The organism is Micromonospora sp. KC723, assembly GCF_004348595.1.
Taxonomy (GTDB): domain Bacteria; phylum Actinomycetota; class Actinomycetes; order Mycobacteriales; family Micromonosporaceae; genus Micromonospora.
Map to the genome: position 1 here is coordinate 60,205 of NZ_SMKD01000009.1, position 15,627 is coordinate 75,831.

At 73.5% G+C, this 15,627-nt stretch carries 17 protein-coding genes; 6 read left to right on the forward strand and 11 right to left on the reverse strand.

What is annotated here, in order from left to right; translation table 11 throughout:
• Window positions 1-58 precede the first annotated feature (58 nt).
• The 5 genes from E1165_RS04240 to E1165_RS04260 all read right to left on the reverse strand — a co-directional run bounded on the left by E1165_RS04240 (window position 59) and on the right by E1165_RS04260 (window position 6,209).
• Window positions 59-2,770, reverse strand: a complete 2,712-nt coding sequence (locus E1165_RS04240) for an HAD-IC family P-type ATPase (protein WP_132387894.1) — start codon at window positions 2,768-2,770, stop codon at window positions 59-61.
• Between the two features lie 169 nt (window positions 2,771-2,939).
• Complete coding sequence (locus E1165_RS04245) at window positions 2,940-3,899, reverse strand: electron transfer flavoprotein subunit alpha/FixB family protein (protein ID WP_132387896.1); 960 nt, start codon at window positions 3,897-3,899, stop codon at window positions 2,940-2,942.
• Window positions 3,900-3,910: 11 nt separating this feature from the next.
• Complete coding sequence (locus tag E1165_RS04250; RefSeq protein ID WP_132387898.1) at window positions 3,911-4,690, reverse strand: electron transfer flavoprotein subunit beta/FixA family protein; 780 nt, start codon at window positions 4,688-4,690, stop codon at window positions 3,911-3,913.
• Between the two features lie 311 nt (window positions 4,691-5,001).
• A complete protein-coding gene (locus tag E1165_RS04255) occupies window positions 5,002-5,409 on the reverse strand; it encodes a hypothetical protein (RefSeq protein WP_132387900.1) in 408 nt (135 codons plus the stop codon).
• A gap of 2 nt (window positions 5,410-5,411) precedes the next feature.
• Window positions 5,412-6,209, reverse strand: a complete 798-nt coding sequence (locus E1165_RS04260; protein ID WP_132387902.1) for a GNAT family N-acetyltransferase — start codon at window positions 6,207-6,209, stop codon at window positions 5,412-5,414.
• 11 nt (window positions 6,210-6,220) lie between these two features.
• On the opposite strand from E1165_RS04260, the gene E1165_RS04265 reads away from it, so the two are divergent.
• Genes E1165_RS04265 through E1165_RS04275 form a run of 3 tightly spaced genes read left to right on the forward strand, consistent with a single transcriptional unit; the run spans window position 6,221 to window position 7,348 of the window.
• On the forward strand, window positions 6,221-6,643 hold the full coding sequence (locus E1165_RS04265; RefSeq protein WP_371687300.1) for a YidH family protein: 423 nt from the start codon (window positions 6,221-6,223) through the stop codon (window positions 6,641-6,643).
• Window positions 6,640-6,939, forward strand: a complete 300-nt coding sequence (locus E1165_RS04270; RefSeq protein WP_132387906.1) for a DUF202 domain-containing protein — start codon at window positions 6,640-6,642, stop codon at window positions 6,937-6,939. The genes E1165_RS04265 and E1165_RS04270 overlap by 4 nt, the downstream gene beginning before the upstream one ends.
• 28 nt (window positions 6,940-6,967) lie before the next feature.
• Entirely contained in the window at window positions 6,968-7,348 is a 381-nt protein-coding gene (locus tag E1165_RS04275; protein WP_132387908.1) for a PLD nuclease N-terminal domain-containing protein, read from the forward strand.
• A gap of 39 nt (window positions 7,349-7,387) precedes the next feature.
• Here E1165_RS04275 and E1165_RS04280 read toward each other — a convergent pair whose 3' ends face one another.
• From E1165_RS04280 to E1165_RS04295, 4 genes are all read right to left on the reverse strand, one after another.
• Window positions 7,388-8,203, reverse strand: a complete 816-nt coding sequence (locus E1165_RS04280) for an ABC transporter permease (RefSeq protein ID WP_132387910.1) — start codon at window positions 8,201-8,203, stop codon at window positions 7,388-7,390.
• Entirely contained in the window at window positions 8,200-9,171 is a 972-nt protein-coding gene (locus tag E1165_RS04285; RefSeq protein WP_132387912.1) for an ATP-binding cassette domain-containing protein, read from the reverse strand. Before E1165_RS04285 ends, E1165_RS04280 begins: the two co-directional genes overlap by 4 nt.
• A gap of 150 nt (window positions 9,172-9,321) precedes the next feature.
• Window positions 9,322-10,941 (reverse strand): acetolactate synthase, encoded by a 1,620-nt coding sequence (locus tag E1165_RS04290; protein WP_132387914.1) that lies wholly within the window; start codon window positions 10,939-10,941, stop codon window positions 9,322-9,324.
• A gap of 106 nt (window positions 10,942-11,047) precedes the next feature.
• Complete coding sequence (locus E1165_RS04295) at window positions 11,048-11,821, reverse strand: enoyl-CoA hydratase-related protein (protein ID WP_132387916.1); 774 nt, start codon at window positions 11,819-11,821, stop codon at window positions 11,048-11,050.
• A gap of 97 nt (window positions 11,822-11,918) precedes the next feature.
• Between E1165_RS04295 and E1165_RS04300 the strand changes: the two genes are divergently transcribed.
• From E1165_RS04300 to E1165_RS04310, 3 genes are all read left to right on the forward strand, one after another.
• Window positions 11,919-12,455: a DUF6232 family protein gene (locus tag E1165_RS04300; protein WP_132387918.1), complete on the forward strand. Its 537-nt coding sequence runs from the start codon at window positions 11,919-11,921 to the stop codon at window positions 12,453-12,455.
• Window positions 12,456-12,529: 74 nt separating this feature from the next.
• The gene (locus E1165_RS04305) at window positions 12,530-13,009 is read left to right on the forward strand and encodes a DUF6232 family protein (RefSeq protein WP_132387920.1); all 480 of its coding nucleotides are present in this window, start codon (window positions 12,530-12,532) and stop codon (window positions 13,007-13,009) included.
• A gap of 65 nt (window positions 13,010-13,074) precedes the next feature.
• Complete coding sequence (locus E1165_RS04310) at window positions 13,075-13,803, forward strand: hypothetical protein (protein WP_132387922.1); 729 nt, start codon at window positions 13,075-13,077, stop codon at window positions 13,801-13,803.
• A 3-nt stretch (window positions 13,804-13,806) separates the two neighbouring features.
• On the opposite strand, the gene E1165_RS04315 is transcribed toward E1165_RS04310, so the two are convergent.
• Together E1165_RS04315 and E1165_RS04320 are read right to left on the reverse strand one after the other, a co-directional pair.
• Window positions 13,807-14,709, reverse strand: coding sequence for a ribokinase (locus E1165_RS04315; RefSeq protein WP_132387924.1), 903 nt, complete (start codon window positions 14,707-14,709; stop codon window positions 13,807-13,809).
• Between the two features lie 115 nt (window positions 14,710-14,824).
• Window positions 14,825-15,619 (reverse strand): ABC transporter ATP-binding protein, encoded by a 795-nt coding sequence (locus tag E1165_RS04320; protein WP_132387930.1) that lies wholly within the window; start codon window positions 15,617-15,619, stop codon window positions 14,825-14,827.
• Between the last annotated feature and the right edge of the window lie 8 nt (window positions 15,620-15,627).

A 15,627-nucleotide genomic window follows, 5' to 3' on the forward strand; every position in this document is an offset into this window, starting at 1 on the left:
GCTCAGCTCCCCGGCCCGCCGGCCAGTCCCTCTCCCACCGCGTTCGCCTTCCCGGTCGTCAAACGAGCCGGCGACCGGACGGGCCGAACCGCTTGTCCAGTCCCACCAGGGCGGAGACCGCCACCGCGATGCCGAGGATGCGCAGCCACGCGCCGACGCCGATCGGGGCCGTCCGGAACAGCGTGTTCATCACGGGCAGATAGGTCAGCGCCGCCTGGGCGAGGGCCTGCGCCAGCACTCCGCCGATGAGCCAGCGGTTGCTGAACAGCCCCAGCCGCCACGGCGAACGGCTCAGCGACCGGCAGCTGAACAGGTAGAACGCCTGCACCGTGACGAACAGGTTCACCGCCGTCGTGCGGGCCTGCGCCAACTCCGCCCCGGCGGCCGTCTCCCAGGCGAACAGCCACCAGGTGCCCGCGACGAGCAGGACGGAGACCAACAGGATGCGCACCACCAGAGCCGCGGTGAGCAACGGCTGGGCCGGATCCCGGGGCGGACGGTCCATGATCCACGGCTCCTTCGGCTCGAAGGCGAGCGTCAGGCCCAGCAACACCGCTGTCGTCATGTTGATCCAGAGGATCTGGCTGGGCAGGATCGGCAACACCGTGCCGAACACGATCGCGACCAGGATGACCAGCCCCTCCCCGGCGTTGGTGGGCAACGTCCAGGTGATGAACTTGGTCAGGTTGGCGAAGACGCCGCGGCCCTCCTCCACCGCCGACTCGATGGTGGCGAAGTCGTCGTCGGTGAGCACCATGTCGGCCGCCTCCTTGGCCACCTCCGTGCCACCGCGTCCCATCGCCACCCCGATGTCGGCCTGCCGCAGCGCCGGGGCGTCGTTGACGCCGTCACCGGTCATCGCCACCACCTGCCCCTCGGCCTGCAACGCCTCCACCAACCGGAGCTTCTGCTCGGGCGACACCCGGGCGAACACCGAGGCGCGGGCAACCGCCGCCGGGCGGTCGGCGTCGGGAAGCTCCGCCAGCTCCGCGCCGCTCAGCACGTCGCCCGGCCCCGGCTCGGCGGCCAGCAACCCCAGGCGTACGGCGATGGCGCTCGCGGTGGCCCGATGGTCCCCGGTGATCATCTTCACCGCGACGCCGGCCCGCCGGCACGACTCGATCGCCTCGGCGGCGGCGGTCCGGGGCGGGTCGAGCATCGCCTGCAACCCGGTGAGGACCAGGTTGCCGGGGAGTTTCTCCTCCGTCAGCTCCTCGTCACGGTCGACGTGGCGCAGCGCCGTGGCCAGCACGCGGAGGCCCTCGCCGGCCAGCTCCCCGGCGGCGGCCAGCACGGCGGACCGGTCCAGCGCGACCGTGCCGCCGTCGGCGTCGAGCGCCGCGCCGCACCACTCGACCACCCGCTCGACCGCGCCCTTGACGAGCACCACCCGCCCGCCGTCGCGCCGATCGTGCAGGGTCGCCATGAACTGTCGCTCGGAGGTGAACGGGATCTCCGCCACGCGGGGCAGGACGGCGGCGACCTCCTCGGCGCGGAGTCCGACCTTGGCGCCCGCCACCAGCATGGCCCCCTCGGTCGGGTCGCCGAGCACGCTCCACCGCCCCTCCCGCTCGTCGAGCCGGGCGTCGTTGCAGGCCGCCCCGGCCAGCAGCGACCAGCGCAGCGCCCCGTCCTCCCCAGTGCGGGCCGGCCCCCCGTCCGGGTCGCTGATCTCCCCGACGGGGGTGTAGCCGCCGCCACCGACCTCGTACCGCCCGCCGACGGTCCAGATCGCCTGCACGGTCATCTGGTTCTCGGTGAGGGTGCCGGTCTTGTCGGTGCAGATCACCGTCGTGCTGCCGAGCGTCTCCACCGCCGGCAGCCGCCGGATCACCGCCCGGCGGCGGGCCATCCGCGCCACCCCGATCGCCAGCGTGATGGTCACCGCCGCCGGCAGGCCCTCCGGGATCGCCCCCACCGCCAGGGCCACCGCCGCGGTGAAGGTCTGCCCCGCCTCCTCCCCGCGAGCGAGCCCGACGGCGAAGGTGATCGCCGCGAGCACCAGGATCGCCACGGTGAGCACCCGGCTGAAGCGGGCCAGCTTCGCCGTCAGCGGCGTGTCCAGGACCTGCGCGCCGCCGACCAGGCGGTGGATGCGGCCCAGCTCGGTCTCCGCGCCGGTCGCCACCACGATGCCCGCCCCGGAACCGCCGGTGAGCAGGGTGCCCGAGTAGAGCACGTTGCGCCGATCGGCCACCGGCGCCTCGTCCGGCACGACGACCTCGTCCTTGCGTACCGGTAGGGATTCGCCGGTCAGCGCCGACTCGTCCGCGCGCAGCTCGTCGGCGCGGGCCAGGCGCAGGTCGGCGGGAACCTTCTCACCCGCCTCGACCAGCACCAGATCGCCGGGGACGATCTCGTCGGAGGGTACCCGCCGCTGACGGCCACCGCGCACCACCCTCGCCTCGGTACGCACCATCGCCCGCAACGCGTCCAGCGCCGCCTCGGCCTTGGACTCCTGAAGGAAGCCGACGGCGGCGTTGACCAGCACCACCCCGAGGATCACCGCGGCGTCGACGTACTCGGCGAGCAGCAGGGTGACCACGCCGGCGGCGACCAGGATGTACACCAACGGGTTCTGGAACTGCCGGAGCAGGCGGCGCAGCGGGCCTCCACGGGCCGTCGCGGGCAGCGCGTTCGGCCCGAACCGGGCCAGCCGGGCGGCGGCCTCGTCATCGGTCAACCCGCCGGTGGTGTCGGTCTCCAACAGCAGCACGACCTCGTGCACGGCCAACGCGTGATGACCGCCTCCGGGCGTCCTGGCCGGCATGGCGCGCTCCTCGTTCCGACACGATCCGGGGGGGGTGCGCGGGGGGTGCCCCGCCATCGTCGCAGCTCGGTGGGGAGGGCGGGCCGTTCCGGCCCGATTGCCGGGGTCGCCGTACGGCGAGGGCCGGAACCGACTGGCGGTCCCGGCCCTCGGGCGGCTGGTGGTCAACTCACCTGCGCTTGCGGATCTCCTCCGCGGCCTGCGGTACGACCTTGAACAGGTCGCCCACCACGCCGAAGTCGGCCAGCTCGAAGATCGGGGCCTCGCCGTCCTTGTTCACGGCGACGATCGTCTTCGAGGTCTGCATGCCGGCCCGGTGCTGGATCGCGCCGGAGATGCCCAGCGCGACATAGAGCTGCGGGGAGACGGTCTTGCCGGTCTGGCCGACCTGGAACTGGTGCGGGTAGAAGCCGGAGTCGACCGCGGCGCGGGAGGCGCCGACGGCACCGCCGAGCAGGTCGGCCAGCTCCTCGACCAGCTTGAAGTTGTCGGCGTTACCGACGCCGCGGCCACCGGAGACGACCACGCCGGCCTCGGTGAGCTCGGGGCGGGAGCCCTTCTGCTCGGCGACCCGGTCGACGACCCTGGCGAGCTTGTCGGTGTCGGTGACCGACACGGTGAGCTGCTCGACGGCCGCGCTGGCCGGGGCCGGGGCCGGGGTGACCGAGTTGGGCCGTACGGTGACCAGCGGCAGTCCCCGGGTGACCTTGGACTTGACGATGGTGGAGCCGGCGAAGGCGACCTGGGTCGCGGTGCCGTCGGCGTCCAGCCCGACCACGTCGGTCAGGATGCCGTTGTCCAGCTTGACGGCCAGGCGGGCGGCGATCTCCTTGCCCTCCTGGGACGAGGCGAGCAGCACGGCGGCCGGCTGCACCCGCTTGACCAGGTCGGCCACGACGGTCGCCTTGGGGGCCACCAGATAGCCGTCGATCTCCTCACCCTCGGCGGCGTAGATCTTCTCCGCGCCGTACTCGCCCAGCCTGGCGCTGAGCGCCTCGGCGGCGCCGGCGCCACCGAGCACCACCGCGGCGGGGTTGCCCAGCTCGCGGGCGAGGGTGAGCATCTCCAGGGTGACCTTCTTGACGCCGAACTCCCGGGTGGCTTCGACGACGACGAGAACCTCAGACATGTCCAGACCTCTCACACGAACTTCTCGGTGGCGAGGAACTCGACCAGCTTGACGCCGCCCTCGCCCTCGTCGGTGATCTTCGCGCCGCCGGAGCGCGGCGGGCGCTTGGTGTGCTCCAGCACGGCGCTGGTCGCGCCGTCGAAGCCGACCTCGGTCGGGGCGACGCCGAGGTCAGCCAGGGAGAGCGTCTGCACCGGCTTCTTCTTGGCGGCCATGATGCCCTTGAAGGACGGATAGCGCGGCTCGTTGATGGTGTCCCAGACGGAGACCACGGCCGGGGTCGAGGCGGTGACCACCTCGTAGCCCTCCTCGGTCTGCCGCTCGACGGTCAGCGTGGCGCCGTCGACGGTGAGCTTGCGCGCGCCGGTCAGCGCGGCGACACCGAGGCGCTCGGCGAGCATGTGCGGCATGACCTGGACCCGCCCGTCGGTCGATTCTGCGCCGCAGAGCACCAGGTCGGCGTTGAGCTGTCCGAGGGCGGCGGCCAGCACCCTGGAGGTGGCCACGGCGCAGGACCCGCGCAGGGCGTCGTCCACCACGTGCACGGCCTTGTCCGGGCCCATGGAGAGCGCCTTGCGGATCGACTCGGTCGCCCGGTCCGGACCCATGGTCAGGATGGTGACCTCGCCGCCGTGCGCCTCCTTGATCTTCAACGCCTCCTCGATGGCGTACTCGTCCATCTCGTTGATGACGTTGTTCGCCGAACCGCGGTCGACGGTGTTGTCGTCAGGACGCAGGTTGCGGTCCGCGCCCGAATCGGGCACCTGCTTGACGAGTACGACGATGTTCATCGCGTTTCGACGACCCTCCTGTTGGTGTGGCGACTGCTCGCCCGGTAACGGGCGCAGCCTCGCGCGTCCGTTGACGCCCGGTCAACCGCGGGCTGTGGTGCACTTGCCCACGGCGCAATGTTACCTGTCAGTAGCATCGGCTCCCGGGACACCCAGAGTGACACAGCTCACCCACTTCCACCCCGCCCGGCCTCCGGCGGGTGACCGGGCCCACCCCGAACCAGCAGCAGGCCGGGCAGGACCCCGAGACCGGGCTCGGGGACAGGGGCGAGGTCGACGAGCAGGGCCGGTGCGGTCCGCTGAGGGCGGAGTCAGGAGCGGGTGGTGAGGGCTTTCCCGACCCGCTCGATCGCGGCCGCCTCGGCCGGCGTGATCCCGCCGTGCGCGCGCGCCACCCGGTCGGTCGCGGCGAGCACCACCTCCCGGTACACCGCCACCTCCCCGGGCGACTTCGCGCGCAGCACGTCGACCGCACGGCTCAGGGCGGGAAGCACCACCGACTCGACCGCCAGGGTCGAATCCTGGGGCAGCCGGGGTAGCGGCCCGGTGGTGAGGGCCTGCCTCACCACCCCACTGGCCTCGCCCAGCACCTCGGAGGCGGCGAAGCTCTCCCGGATCATGGCGAAGATCCCCGGTTCGGCGTTCGACACCAGGTAAACCGCGCCGAAGGCGCCCGTCTTGAGGACCGACAACTCCTCGTCCGTCAGCCGCTGCTCCATCATCACGGAGTGTAGACGTACGGGGTCGTGGTGGTGACCGCGACGAACCCGAGCCGCTGGAGAACGGGCCGGCTGTCCTCGGAGGCGTCCACCTGGAGCAGCGTCTTTCCGCGCTGCCCGGCCAACCGGGCCCGGTACGCCACCAGCGCCCGGTAGATGCCCCGGCGTCGCCATCGGGGCAGCGTCGAGCCACCCCAGAGCCCGGCGAAGCCGGTGTTGCGCACGTAGCGGATCCAGGCGGCGCTGACCACGGCACCGTCGGCCTCCGCCACCACCACCGTGATCGACTGCGGGTCGGCGGCGATCTCCTTCGCCAGGCCGGTGACGAGGTGACTCCGGTCCGAGCGCCAGACCTCCTCCTCCATCGCGGCGATCCGCTCCAGATCCTCGCGGGTGGTGACCTCGCGCAGGCGTACCCCCTCGGGTAGGACGGGCACCGCCGCCGCCAGCGGCGCGACCGGCCCGACCAGGACGGTCTCCCGGTCCTCCGGCACGAAGCCGGCGGCCCGCAACCGGTCGGCCAGGTCCGCCGGCTCGTCGTGGGCGTTGAGCTTCCACTCGACCCCCTCCCCACGCCGGCGGAAGATCTCGACCTGACGGGCGATCAACGCGTCCAGTTCCGCGCCGTCGAGCCCGTCCAGGGTGCGGTACGTGAGAAAGCCCCGGTGGTCCAGACCGAGGATCCGGACCAGCGGCCCGTCCCGCTCGACGGTCACGCCGGCGGGCACCGGATCGGGGATCTCCGGACGGAGCTGGGTGTCGTACGCGTCACGCAACGCGGCGACGTCAAGATCGGTCATCAACCCAGGCTATGCCGGACGTAAAGCGGATAATCGGCACCGTGCGCGAGGTGATCAGGCGGTGGTTCGACCCGTCGGAGGTCAAGAGGGTGGGCGCCACCCCCGACTACCGCTTCTCCCTCGCCAACGAGCGGACGTTCCTGGCCTGGCTGCGTACCGGGCTGGCGCTGATCGCCGGTGGGCTGGCCGCCGCCCAGTTCCTGCCCCCGCTGCCGCTGCGACACCTGAGGGAGGTGATCGCCGTCGCGCTGTTGCTGCTCGGCACGACTGTCGCGATTCGCGCGGTGGACCACTGGGCGCGTACGGAGCGGGCCATCCGGCTGGGCGAGGAACTGCCGGTCTCCCGTTTCCCGGCCGTGTTGGCCCTGCTCGTGGCGCTCGGGGCGCTGCTGTTGGTGGTGGCGGTGCTGGTGAAGGGCTTCGGTGTCCGGTGACCCGGGATCCGGGGCTGCAGCCCGAGCGCACCCGACTGGCCTGGCGGCGGACCGCCCTGGCGCTGACCGTGGTGACCGTGTTGGCGCTCCGGCTGGCCCTGACCGGCGGCGTCGCCGGGGCGCTGCTCGCCGCCCTCATGGTGCTGCTCTGGGTCGGGGCGCTCGTCGCGCTCCGGGGGCGGGCCGCCGGTCGCGGGCCGGGCCGGGTCGGCACCCGGACCCTGCCGTCGGTCGCGCTGGCCGCCGCCGGGCTGGCGCTGCTGTCCGTACCCCTGGTGCTGCGCGGCGCGTGGTGAACGCACCGACGTGCGCCATCATGGGGACATGGCCCGGCTGTCCATCCTGCTCTTCCTGGCAACGACCGTGCTTGCGGTCTGCGCGCTGATCAGTTGCCTCTCCGCCGAGGAGGATCAGGTCCGCGGGCTGCCCCGCGTCGTCTGGGTGCCGCTCATCCTCTTCGTTCCGCTGGTCGGGTCGGTCGCGTGGTTCCTCGCCGGCCGGCCGGTCGCGGTGGCGGGCCGCCGCGAGCGGCCCCGACCGGTCGCCCCCGACGACGATCCCGAGTTCCTGAAGTCCATCGACGAGCGGTCCCGCCGCGAGGATGCGGAGCTGTTCCGCCGGTGGGAGCAGGATCTGCGCCGTCGCGAGGACGACCTGCGCCGCCGCGAGGACGACCCCCGCGAGGACGACCGACCGGAGGTCTGACCGGCGGGCTGGCCGGCTGACGCCGGCCAGCCCGCCGGGTCACACCCGGCGCCGGAGCGCCCGCACGGCGAGCGGGGCGAAGACGACGGCGAGGCCGACCGCCCAGAGCAGGGTCTGCGCCACCGGGCCGGCGACCGGACCGGTGACCAGCAGGCCCCGCAGGGCGTCCGCGACGATGGTGACCGGGTTGATCTCCACCCAGTGTTGGAGCCAACCGGGCATCCGCTCGGTGGGCACGAAGATGTTGCTGGTGAAGGTGAGCGGGAAGATCACCATGAAGCCGAAGATCTGCACCTTCTCCGGCTCGTTGACCAGCACCCCGACCAGCACCGAGATCCACGACGCGGCGAGGGTGAACGCCAGCAGCAGGGCGAACGCGGCGAGCACGCCGAGCAGGCCGTTGCCGACCCGGAACCCGAGGATCATGCCCACCACGAGCAGCAGCGCGATCGACCAGGCCTGCTTGACCGTGTCGGCGAGGATCCGCCCGGCCAGCGGCGCCCAGCGGGCGATCGGCAGGGCCCGCAACCGGTCGAAGACACCCTTGGTCAGATCCTGGTTGAGGCCGAACCCGGTGGTCATCGTGGCGAAGAGAGCGTTCTGCACCATGATGCCCGGCAACATGAAGCGCAGGTAGTCGCCGGAGGAGCCGGCGATCGCGGTGCCGAAGACGTACGTGAAGAGCAACACGAACATGACCGGCTGGATGCTCAGGTCGAGCAGTTCCATCGGGTTGTGCTTGATCTGCACCAGGCTTCGCCAGGCCAGGGTGGCGGTGTGGCGCAGTCCCGCGACGACGCCCAGGCGGCGCGCCGGAGCGGGCAGGGTGGCGGGCGTGGCGGTGGCGGCGGTCATGCCAGGCTCCCTTCCATGGCGTCGGTGTCGGCGTCCTGCTCGGCCCGGTGCCCGGTGAGGGAGAGGAAGACCTCGTCCAGACTGGCACCACGCAGCGCCAGCTCGGCCACCCGCACGTCGGCGGCGTCGAGCCGGCGGACCACCGCGGGCAGCACGTCCGGGTCGCTGACCGGGACGGTGACCGTGGTCTGGGCGACCTCGGGAGTGGCCCGAGCCACCTCACCGGCGACCGCGAGCACCGTCGGCAGGTCGGCCGGGTCGGCCGGACGGACGGTGAGCACCTGCCCGCCGGTCTTCGCCTTCAGCTCCTCCGGCGTGCCCTGGGCGATCACCCGACCGTGGTCGACCACTGCGATCTCGCTGGCGAGCTGGTCGGCCTCCTCGAGGTACTGGGTGGTCAGCAGCACCGTCACGCCGTCGGCGACCAGGGTGCGGACGACGTCCCACAGCTCGTTACGGCTGCGCGGATCCAGCCCGGTGGTCGGCTCGTCGAGGAAGAGCACCTGCGGCCGGCCGACCAGGCTGGCGGCCAGGTCCAGCCGGCGGCGCATGCCGCCGGAGTAGGTCTTGGCCGCCCGGCCGGCGGCGTCGCTGAGCTGGAAGTCGGCGAGCAGTTCGGCGGCACGGGCCCGGGCCTGCGCCCGGCCCAGTCCGAGCAGCCGGCCGATCAGCAGCAGGTTCTCGGTGCCGGTGAGGGCCTCGTCGACCGAGGCGTACTGGCCGGTGAGGCCGATCAGCTGCCGCACCCGGTGCGGGTCGCGGCGGACGTCGTAGCCACCGACGGTGGCCTGGCCCTCGTCGGCGGTGAGCAGGGTGGCGAGCACCCGTACGGTCGTGGTCTTGCCGGCGCCGTTGGGCCCGAGCAGGCCGAAGACCGTCCCGGTGGGGACCGCCAGGTCGACTCCGGCCAGGGCGGTGGTGTCACCGAAGCGGCGCACCAACCCTTCGGCACGGATCGCGTAGGTCATGCGGAAACTCCCGTCATCGCTGGTCGGCCTCCCACCCTGCCCGACGGGTGTGACACTTCGTCGGGCACGGAGCCGACCCTACGACGACGGACGCCGGGGTTCCGCTGATTTACGCCACCAGCCGCCGGACCGACGGCGCGGCCCCGCGATTCAGGCCAGGTTCGACGAGCGGGGGTACGCGTCGGCCGGGTCGGTGAGCACGTTGACCAGGTACGGCACCCCGGCGTCGAAGGCTCGGCCCAGGGCCGGACCGAGGTCGGCGGCCTTGGCCACCGTCTCCCCCGCTCCGCCGAGCGCCTCGACCACCCGGTCGTAGCGCAGTTCCGGCTGGAGGTCGGCGGCGACGTCGTAGCCGTACATGGCCCGCATCGGGTGCTTCTCCAGGCCCCAGATGCCGTTGTTGCCGACCACGATGACCACCGGAAGTCTCTGCCGGACGAGGGACTCGACGTCCATCAGCGAGAAGCCCGCCGCGCCGTCGCCCATCAGCACGCAGATCTGCCGGTCCGGATGGGTGACCCGGGCCCCCATCGCGTAGCCCATGCCGGTGCCGAGGCAGCCGTACGGGCCGGGGTCGAGCCAGGTGCCGGGCTGTGCCGGCTCCAGGTACCTCCCGGCGTACGAGACGAAGTCGCCGCCGTCGCCGATGGTGATCGCGTCCGCCGCGAGAACCTTGCGCAGTTCGCCGTAGACCCGGGCCGGGCGGATCGGGTCGGTCTCGGCGGCCATCTCCTCGGCGTCGCGGGCCTTCGCGGCGTCCTCGGCGACCCGGAGTTGGGCGATCCAGTCGTCGTGGTCGGCCCGGTCGCCGGTGTCGGCGAAGGCGGTGAGGATGAGCCGCAGGTCGCCGGCGGGGCTGACGGCCGGCTGGACGTGCCCGGCGCGCTGGCCGGGGGCGTCGACGACGTGCACCACGGCGGCGTCGCCGAAGTCACCGAAGCTCAGCCGGAAGTCGAGCGGGGTGCCGACCACCACGACCACGTCGGCGCCCTTGAGGGCGACCCGGCGGGCCTTGGCGAAGGCGAGCGGGTGCTCCGGCGGCAGCGCGCCGCGACCCATGCCGTTGGTGAAGACGGGCACCCGCAACGCCTCGGCGGCCGCCCGCAGGGCGGCGACAGCGTCACCGGCGTACACGTCGGAACCGGCGATGATCACCGGGCGCCGCGCGCCGGCGATCAGGCGGGCGGCCGTCGCGACCTCGTCGGGGTCGGCCTCGATCGGGGCGACCGGGGTGACCTCGGGCAGTTCGGCGTCACCGACGGAGAAGACGGCCTCGAGAGGGAAGTCGAGGAAGACGGGACCGCGGTGCGGGGTGAGCGCGGCGGTCAGCGCGGCGTCGACCGCACGCGGGATGTCGTCAACGCTGAACACCGTCTCGGCGTGCTTGGTCACCGGGGCGACCAGCGGCAGGTGGTCCATCTCCTGGAGGCTGCCGGAGCCCCAGCGGAACTGCGGCGCCCGCCCGCCCAGCACCAGCACCGGGGAGGCGTTGAAGTACGCGCTGGTCAGCCCGGAGACGCCGTTGGTGACGCCGGGACCGGCGGTGAGCACGGCCAGACCGGGGCGGCGCTGGAGCTTGGCCACCGCCTCGGCGGCGAAGACCGCCGACTGCTCGTGCCGGACGTCGTAGATCGGGAAGCCGGTGCGGTGCGCGGCGTCGTAGAGCGGGAAGACGTGGCCGCCGGAGAGGGTGAACATCTCCCGTACGCCGTACGCGCGCAGCGCGGCCAGCGCCAGCTCTCCGCCGTGGCCCTCGACCCGTTCCGTCATCACCGCTCCCTCGTCGCCTGCCGGGTGTCACACGCTACTGGCCGGTACGGGGAATGTGAACCGCCCCTGGTCGGGCCGGCGGGTGGGCGCCGGCCCGACGGCGGGGTCAGCGGCCGGTGAAGTCCGGTCGGCGCTTCTCGACGAACGCGGCCATGCCCTCGCGCCGGTCGTCGGTGGCGAACAGCGCCGCGAATAGCTGGCTCTCCCAGGCCAGACCGGAGGTGAGGTCCATGTCCAGGCCACCGTCGACCGCCAGCTTGGCGGCGCGCAGCGCCTGCGCCGGGCCGGTCAGGAACGGGGTGACCAACCCGACCGCCGCGTCGTAGACCCGCGCCGCCGGGACCACCCGGTCGGCCAGGCCGATCCGCAGCGCCTCCGGCGCGTCGACCATCCGACCCGTCATGATCAGATCCTTGGCGCGGGCCGGCCCGACCAGACGGGCCAACCGCTGGGTGCCGCCGGCGCCGGGAATGATGCCGAGCCGGATCTCCGGCTGGCCGAGCTTGGCGTCCTCGGCCACGATCCGCCAGTCGCAGGCCAGGGCCAGCTCGCAGCCGCCGCCGAGGGCGTACCCGGTGATCGCCGCGACGACCGGCTTGGGGATCCGGGCGATCGCGCCGAGGGCGCTGGACAGGTCGGCGGCCCGCTCCGCCATGTCCACGTAGGACATACCGGCCATCTCCTTGATGTCCGCGCCGGCGGCGAAGACCTTCTCCCCGCCGTACACGATCACCGCGCGGACGCCCGGGTCGGCGGTGGCCGCCGCCGCGGCGGCGCGCAACTCCTCCTGCACCTGGGTGTTGAGGGCGTTCATCGGCGGTCGCTCCAGCCGGATGGTGCCGATGCCGTCCCTGGTCTCCAGCCGCACGAACTCGCTCACGCCGCCCTCACTTCCTCGTCGAAGTCGCGTGCCAACCTTACGGCCCGGTCGTTGGGGTACGTAGTCTCAGGTCAGCCCTCCGCGCCGGGAGTCCGCCATGATCACCTACTACGACGACAGGTCGGTGCAGGTCACCTCCACCGCCATCCGGATCGAGGGACGGGCCTACCCGCTGGCCGAGGTCGGCATGCTGTGGCACCGCCGGGGCAGCCGGTCCTGGCGGGTGCTGGCCGGCCGGGGCGCGATCGGCGTGGCGCTGGCCGGGCCGCTGGTGGCCGCCGTGCTCGGCATCGGGCTCGCCGTCTGGCTGGGCCGCTCGCCCACCGTCACGATCGCCGTCGTGGGCGCCTCCGTGCTGGTCGGGCTCGCCGTCGGCCCGGTCGCCGACTTCCTCTTCGAGTTCCTCGACCGGTCGTACGCGCGGGGCAGCCGGCAACTGGAGATGTGGGCGCGCTGGCGCGGCCGGCCGGTCCTGCTGCTGCGCACCGGGGACGCGCTGCGCTTCGGGCAGATCTACCGGGCGGCGCAGCGGGCGCTGGAGAACCGCCCGGCCGCCCCGCCCGGCTCCGCGCCGGCCGGGCGAAGCGGGACCGGCGCGTCGGCCCGTGGCGAGCGGCCCGGCACAGGGCGGTAGCCCACGCCCCTACGCGCCGACAAACCGCCCCGGCACGGGCGGCCGAGGTTGCCGCCGGATGGTTAGGGTTATCCATGACCCTCTATTACCGGGACGAGGCGGTGCGGGTGACCTCCGAGTCGATCCGGGCCGGCGGGCACAGCGTCCGGATCGCCGACGTGACGTACGTCTGGCACGCGCGTGGCGCCACGACGATGGCCGTGCGGGGGCGGGTGCTGGGCCGGGGGGTGCTGGTCCTGCTGCTGTCGCTGCCGCCGCTGGTGGCGCTGGTCTGCGTGGTGGCGCTGCTCTGGTCCGCGCAGGACCGGGGGAACTGGACGCCGGCGCTGGTCACCCTGGCCGGCTGTGCGGTCGCGGCGCTGGCCCTGACCCCCTTCCTGGAGCTGCCGCTGGGCTGGCTGGACCGCTCCTACGAACGCGGCAACCGGGTGCACGAGTTGTGGGTGCGACACCACGGCACCGAGGTGATGCTGGTGCGCACACCAGACGCGTTACGGTTCGGGCAGATCTACCGGGCTGTGCAACGCGCCGTCGAACAGCACCCCGGGCAGTGACGCCGGGCGGTGGGCACGGCCGGTTGCCGTCGCCGACGCTGGCCGGGGGGACGCACACTGGTCACATGGCTATCCCCCTTCCCCGGCCGGGTGACGTCGTCGGCCGCACCCGCTCCGCCCTCGACCAGGCGTTCGGTTCGGCCGCCTCGTTCGCCGCCGTGCCGGCCCGCGCGTTCGCCGTGCTGGACGGGGTGGAGGCCCTGTTGGCGCGGATCAACGGGGTGGTCGACCGGATCGAGAGCACCCTGGACCGGACCGACCAGGTGCTCGCCGACGCCGAAACGGCGGTACGGGAGGTGGCGGTGATCAGCGCCGCCGCGACGACCGCGATCGACACCGCCACCGAGGTGGCCTCGGCGGCGGCTGCGGTGGTCGGCGAGGCGGACCGGGTCACCCGGGCCGCCGCCGGGCTGGTCGCCGAGGCGGACGCCGTCACGGGCCGGGCCGCCGGCACGGTCGCCACCGCCGAGGGCGCCGCCGCCACCGCGACGGACCTGCTGGCGGCGTACGAGCCGGCGCTGCGCCGGGGAGCGCCGATGGCGCACCGGTTCGTGGCGGAACTCAGCCAGGAGGAGGTGACCGCGGCGATCCGCCTGGTGGACGAGCTGCCGAAGCTCAAGGCACACCTGACCTCGGACATCCTGCCGATCCTGGCCACCCTGGACCGGGTCGGCCCGGACCTGCACGACCTGCTCGACGTCACCCGCGACCTGCGGCTCGCCGTCGCCGGCATCCCCGGCCTCGGCATGCTGCGCCGCCGGGGCGAACGGATGAGCGACGAATCCGGCGAGTGACCCTCAGCCGGCGGCCGGGGCGTAGAGGGCGTCGATCTCCGACCGGTACGGCAGCGCCACCGAGGCGCCCAGCTTGCGGACGCAGGCGGCGCCGGCCGCCGCCGCCCACCGCACCGCCTCGGGCACCGGACGGCCCTCGCCCCAGGCCACCGCCAGCGCCGCCGTGAACGCGTCACCGGCGGCGGTGGAGTCCACCACCTCCACCTCGATCGCCGGGACGTGCACGTCCGCGCCGTCCCGGTCGAGGTACCAGGCACCCTGGCCACCCAGGGTGAGCACGGCGCGGGGCACCAGGTCCAGCAGCGCCCGCCGCTGCTCCCGGCCCTGGCCGGTGAGCGTCTGCGCCTCGGTCTCGTTGACCACCAGCAGGTCCACCGCCGCCAGCAACTCGGCCGGCACCTGCCGGGCCGGTGCCGCGTTGAGGATCACGCGGGTGCCCGCCTCCCGGGCCGCCACCGCCGCCGTGGTCACCGTCTCGACTGGGATCTCCAGCTGGGCGACCAGGACGTCGGCCTGACGTACCGTGTTTAGCTCGCCCTCGGTGAGCCCGCGGAAGGCGTCGTTGGCGCCCGGGACCACCAGGATCGAGTTCTCGCCGGCGGCGTTCACCAGGACCAGCGCCACACCGGAGGCCCCGTACACCACCCGGAGCTGGCCGGTGTCCACGCCGGCGGCGGTGATCCGGGACCGCAGGGTCACCCCGAAGGCGTCCGAACCGATCGCGCCGAGGAAGGCGCAGGAGGCGCCCGCCCGGGCCGCGCCGACCGCCTGGTTGGCCCCCTTGCCGCCGGGCACCATGACGAAGTCGTTACCGAGCACGGTCTCGCCCGGACGGGGCAGCGCCGGGCCGGCGCCGACGAGGTCCATGTTCGCGCTGCCCACCACGACGACCCGGGTCTGCCGCACCACGACCTCCTGCCCCGACCTGCCCCTCACCGCGAGTCTAGGGCCTGGTCGGAGGCCAGGGACTGCCGGCACAGGCCCGGGGCCCGCCGCGCGGAGACGTGCGGACGGAGGCTACTCAGGCCGCGCGGGCGGTGTACCGCTCGCCGTGCCGCTCGACGACCAGCGGCAGGCCGAAGGTCTTGGAGAGGTTGTCCCCGGTGAGCGTGTCGGCGAGCAGGCCCTGCGCGACCACACCCCCGTCGCGCAGCAGCAGCGCGTGGGTGAAGCCGGGCGGGATCTCCTCGACGTGATGGGTGACCAGCACCAGGGCGGGGGCGTCCGGGTCGTACGCCAGCTCGGCCAGCCGGGCCACCAGGTCCTCCCGGCCGCCCAGGTCGAGGCCGGCCGCCGGCTCGTCGAGCAGCAGCAGCTCCGGGTCGGTCATCAGGGCGCGGGCGATCTGCACCCGCTTGCGCTCCCCCTCGGAGAGGGTGCCGTAGGCGCGCTCGGCGAGGTGGCCGACGCCGAGCTGGCCCAGCAGGGCGTGGGCCCGCGCCTCGTCGGTGCGGTCGTAGCTCTCCCGCCAGCGGCCCACCACCGACCAGGCCGCGGTGACCACCGCGTCGCTGACCCGCTCGTCGGCGGGGAGCCGCTCCGCCAGGGCCGCGGTGGACAGACCGATACGCGTCCGCAGCTCGTTGACGTCGGTGCGGCCGATCCGCTCGCCGAGCACGTGGGCCGCGCCGGTGGTCGGATGCAGCCGGCCGGCGGCCAGGTTGAGCAGCGTGGTCTTGCCGGCGCCGTTGGGGCCGAGCACGACCCAGCGTTCGTCGAGCTCGACCCGCCAGTCCACGTCGTGCAGCAGCGCGGTGCCGGCCCGCTGCACGCCGACCCCGTCGAGGCTGACCACCAGATCCGCGTCCACGGGCAGGGGGGCGG

Coding starts and splice junctions, on each gene's coding strand:
- E1165_RS04240 (WP_132387894.1), bottom strand. CDS start 2,770: ATGCCGGCCAGGACGCCCGGAGGCGGTCATCACGCGTTGGCCGTGCAC.
- E1165_RS04245 (WP_132387896.1), bottom strand. CDS start 3,899: ATGTCTGAGGTTCTCGTCGTCGTCGAAGCCACCCGGGAGTTCGGCGTC.
- E1165_RS04250 (WP_132387898.1), bottom strand. CDS start 4,690: ATGAACATCGTCGTACTCGTCAAGCAGGTGCCCGATTCGGGCGCGGAC.
- E1165_RS04255 (WP_132387900.1), bottom strand. CDS start 5,409: ATGGAGCAGCGGCTGACGGACGAGGAGTTGTCGGTCCTCAAGACGGGC.
- E1165_RS04260 (WP_132387902.1), bottom strand. CDS start 6,209: ATGACCGATCTTGACGTCGCCGCGTTGCGTGACGCGTACGACACCCAG.
- E1165_RS04265 (WP_371687300.1), top strand. CDS start 6,221: ATGCCGGACGTAAAGCGGATAATCGGCACCGTGCGCGAGGTGATCAGG.
- E1165_RS04275 (WP_132387908.1), top strand. CDS start 6,968: ATGGCCCGGCTGTCCATCCTGCTCTTCCTGGCAACGACCGTGCTTGCG.
- E1165_RS04280 (WP_132387910.1), bottom strand. CDS start 8,203: ATGACCGCCGCCACCGCCACGCCCGCCACCCTGCCCGCTCCGGCGCGC.
- E1165_RS04285 (WP_132387912.1), bottom strand. CDS start 9,171: ATGACCTACGCGATCCGTGCCGAAGGGTTGGTGCGCCGCTTCGGTGAC.
- E1165_RS04290 (WP_132387914.1), bottom strand. CDS start 10,941: ATGACGGAACGGGTCGAGGGCCACGGCGGAGAGCTGGCGCTGGCCGCG.
- E1165_RS04300 (WP_132387918.1), top strand. CDS start 11,919: ATGATCACCTACTACGACGACAGGTCGGTGCAGGTCACCTCCACCGCC.
- E1165_RS04305 (WP_132387920.1), top strand. CDS start 12,530: ATGACCCTCTATTACCGGGACGAGGCGGTGCGGGTGACCTCCGAGTCG.
- E1165_RS04310 (WP_132387922.1), top strand. CDS start 13,075: ATGGCTATCCCCCTTCCCCGGCCGGGTGACGTCGTCGGCCGCACCCGC.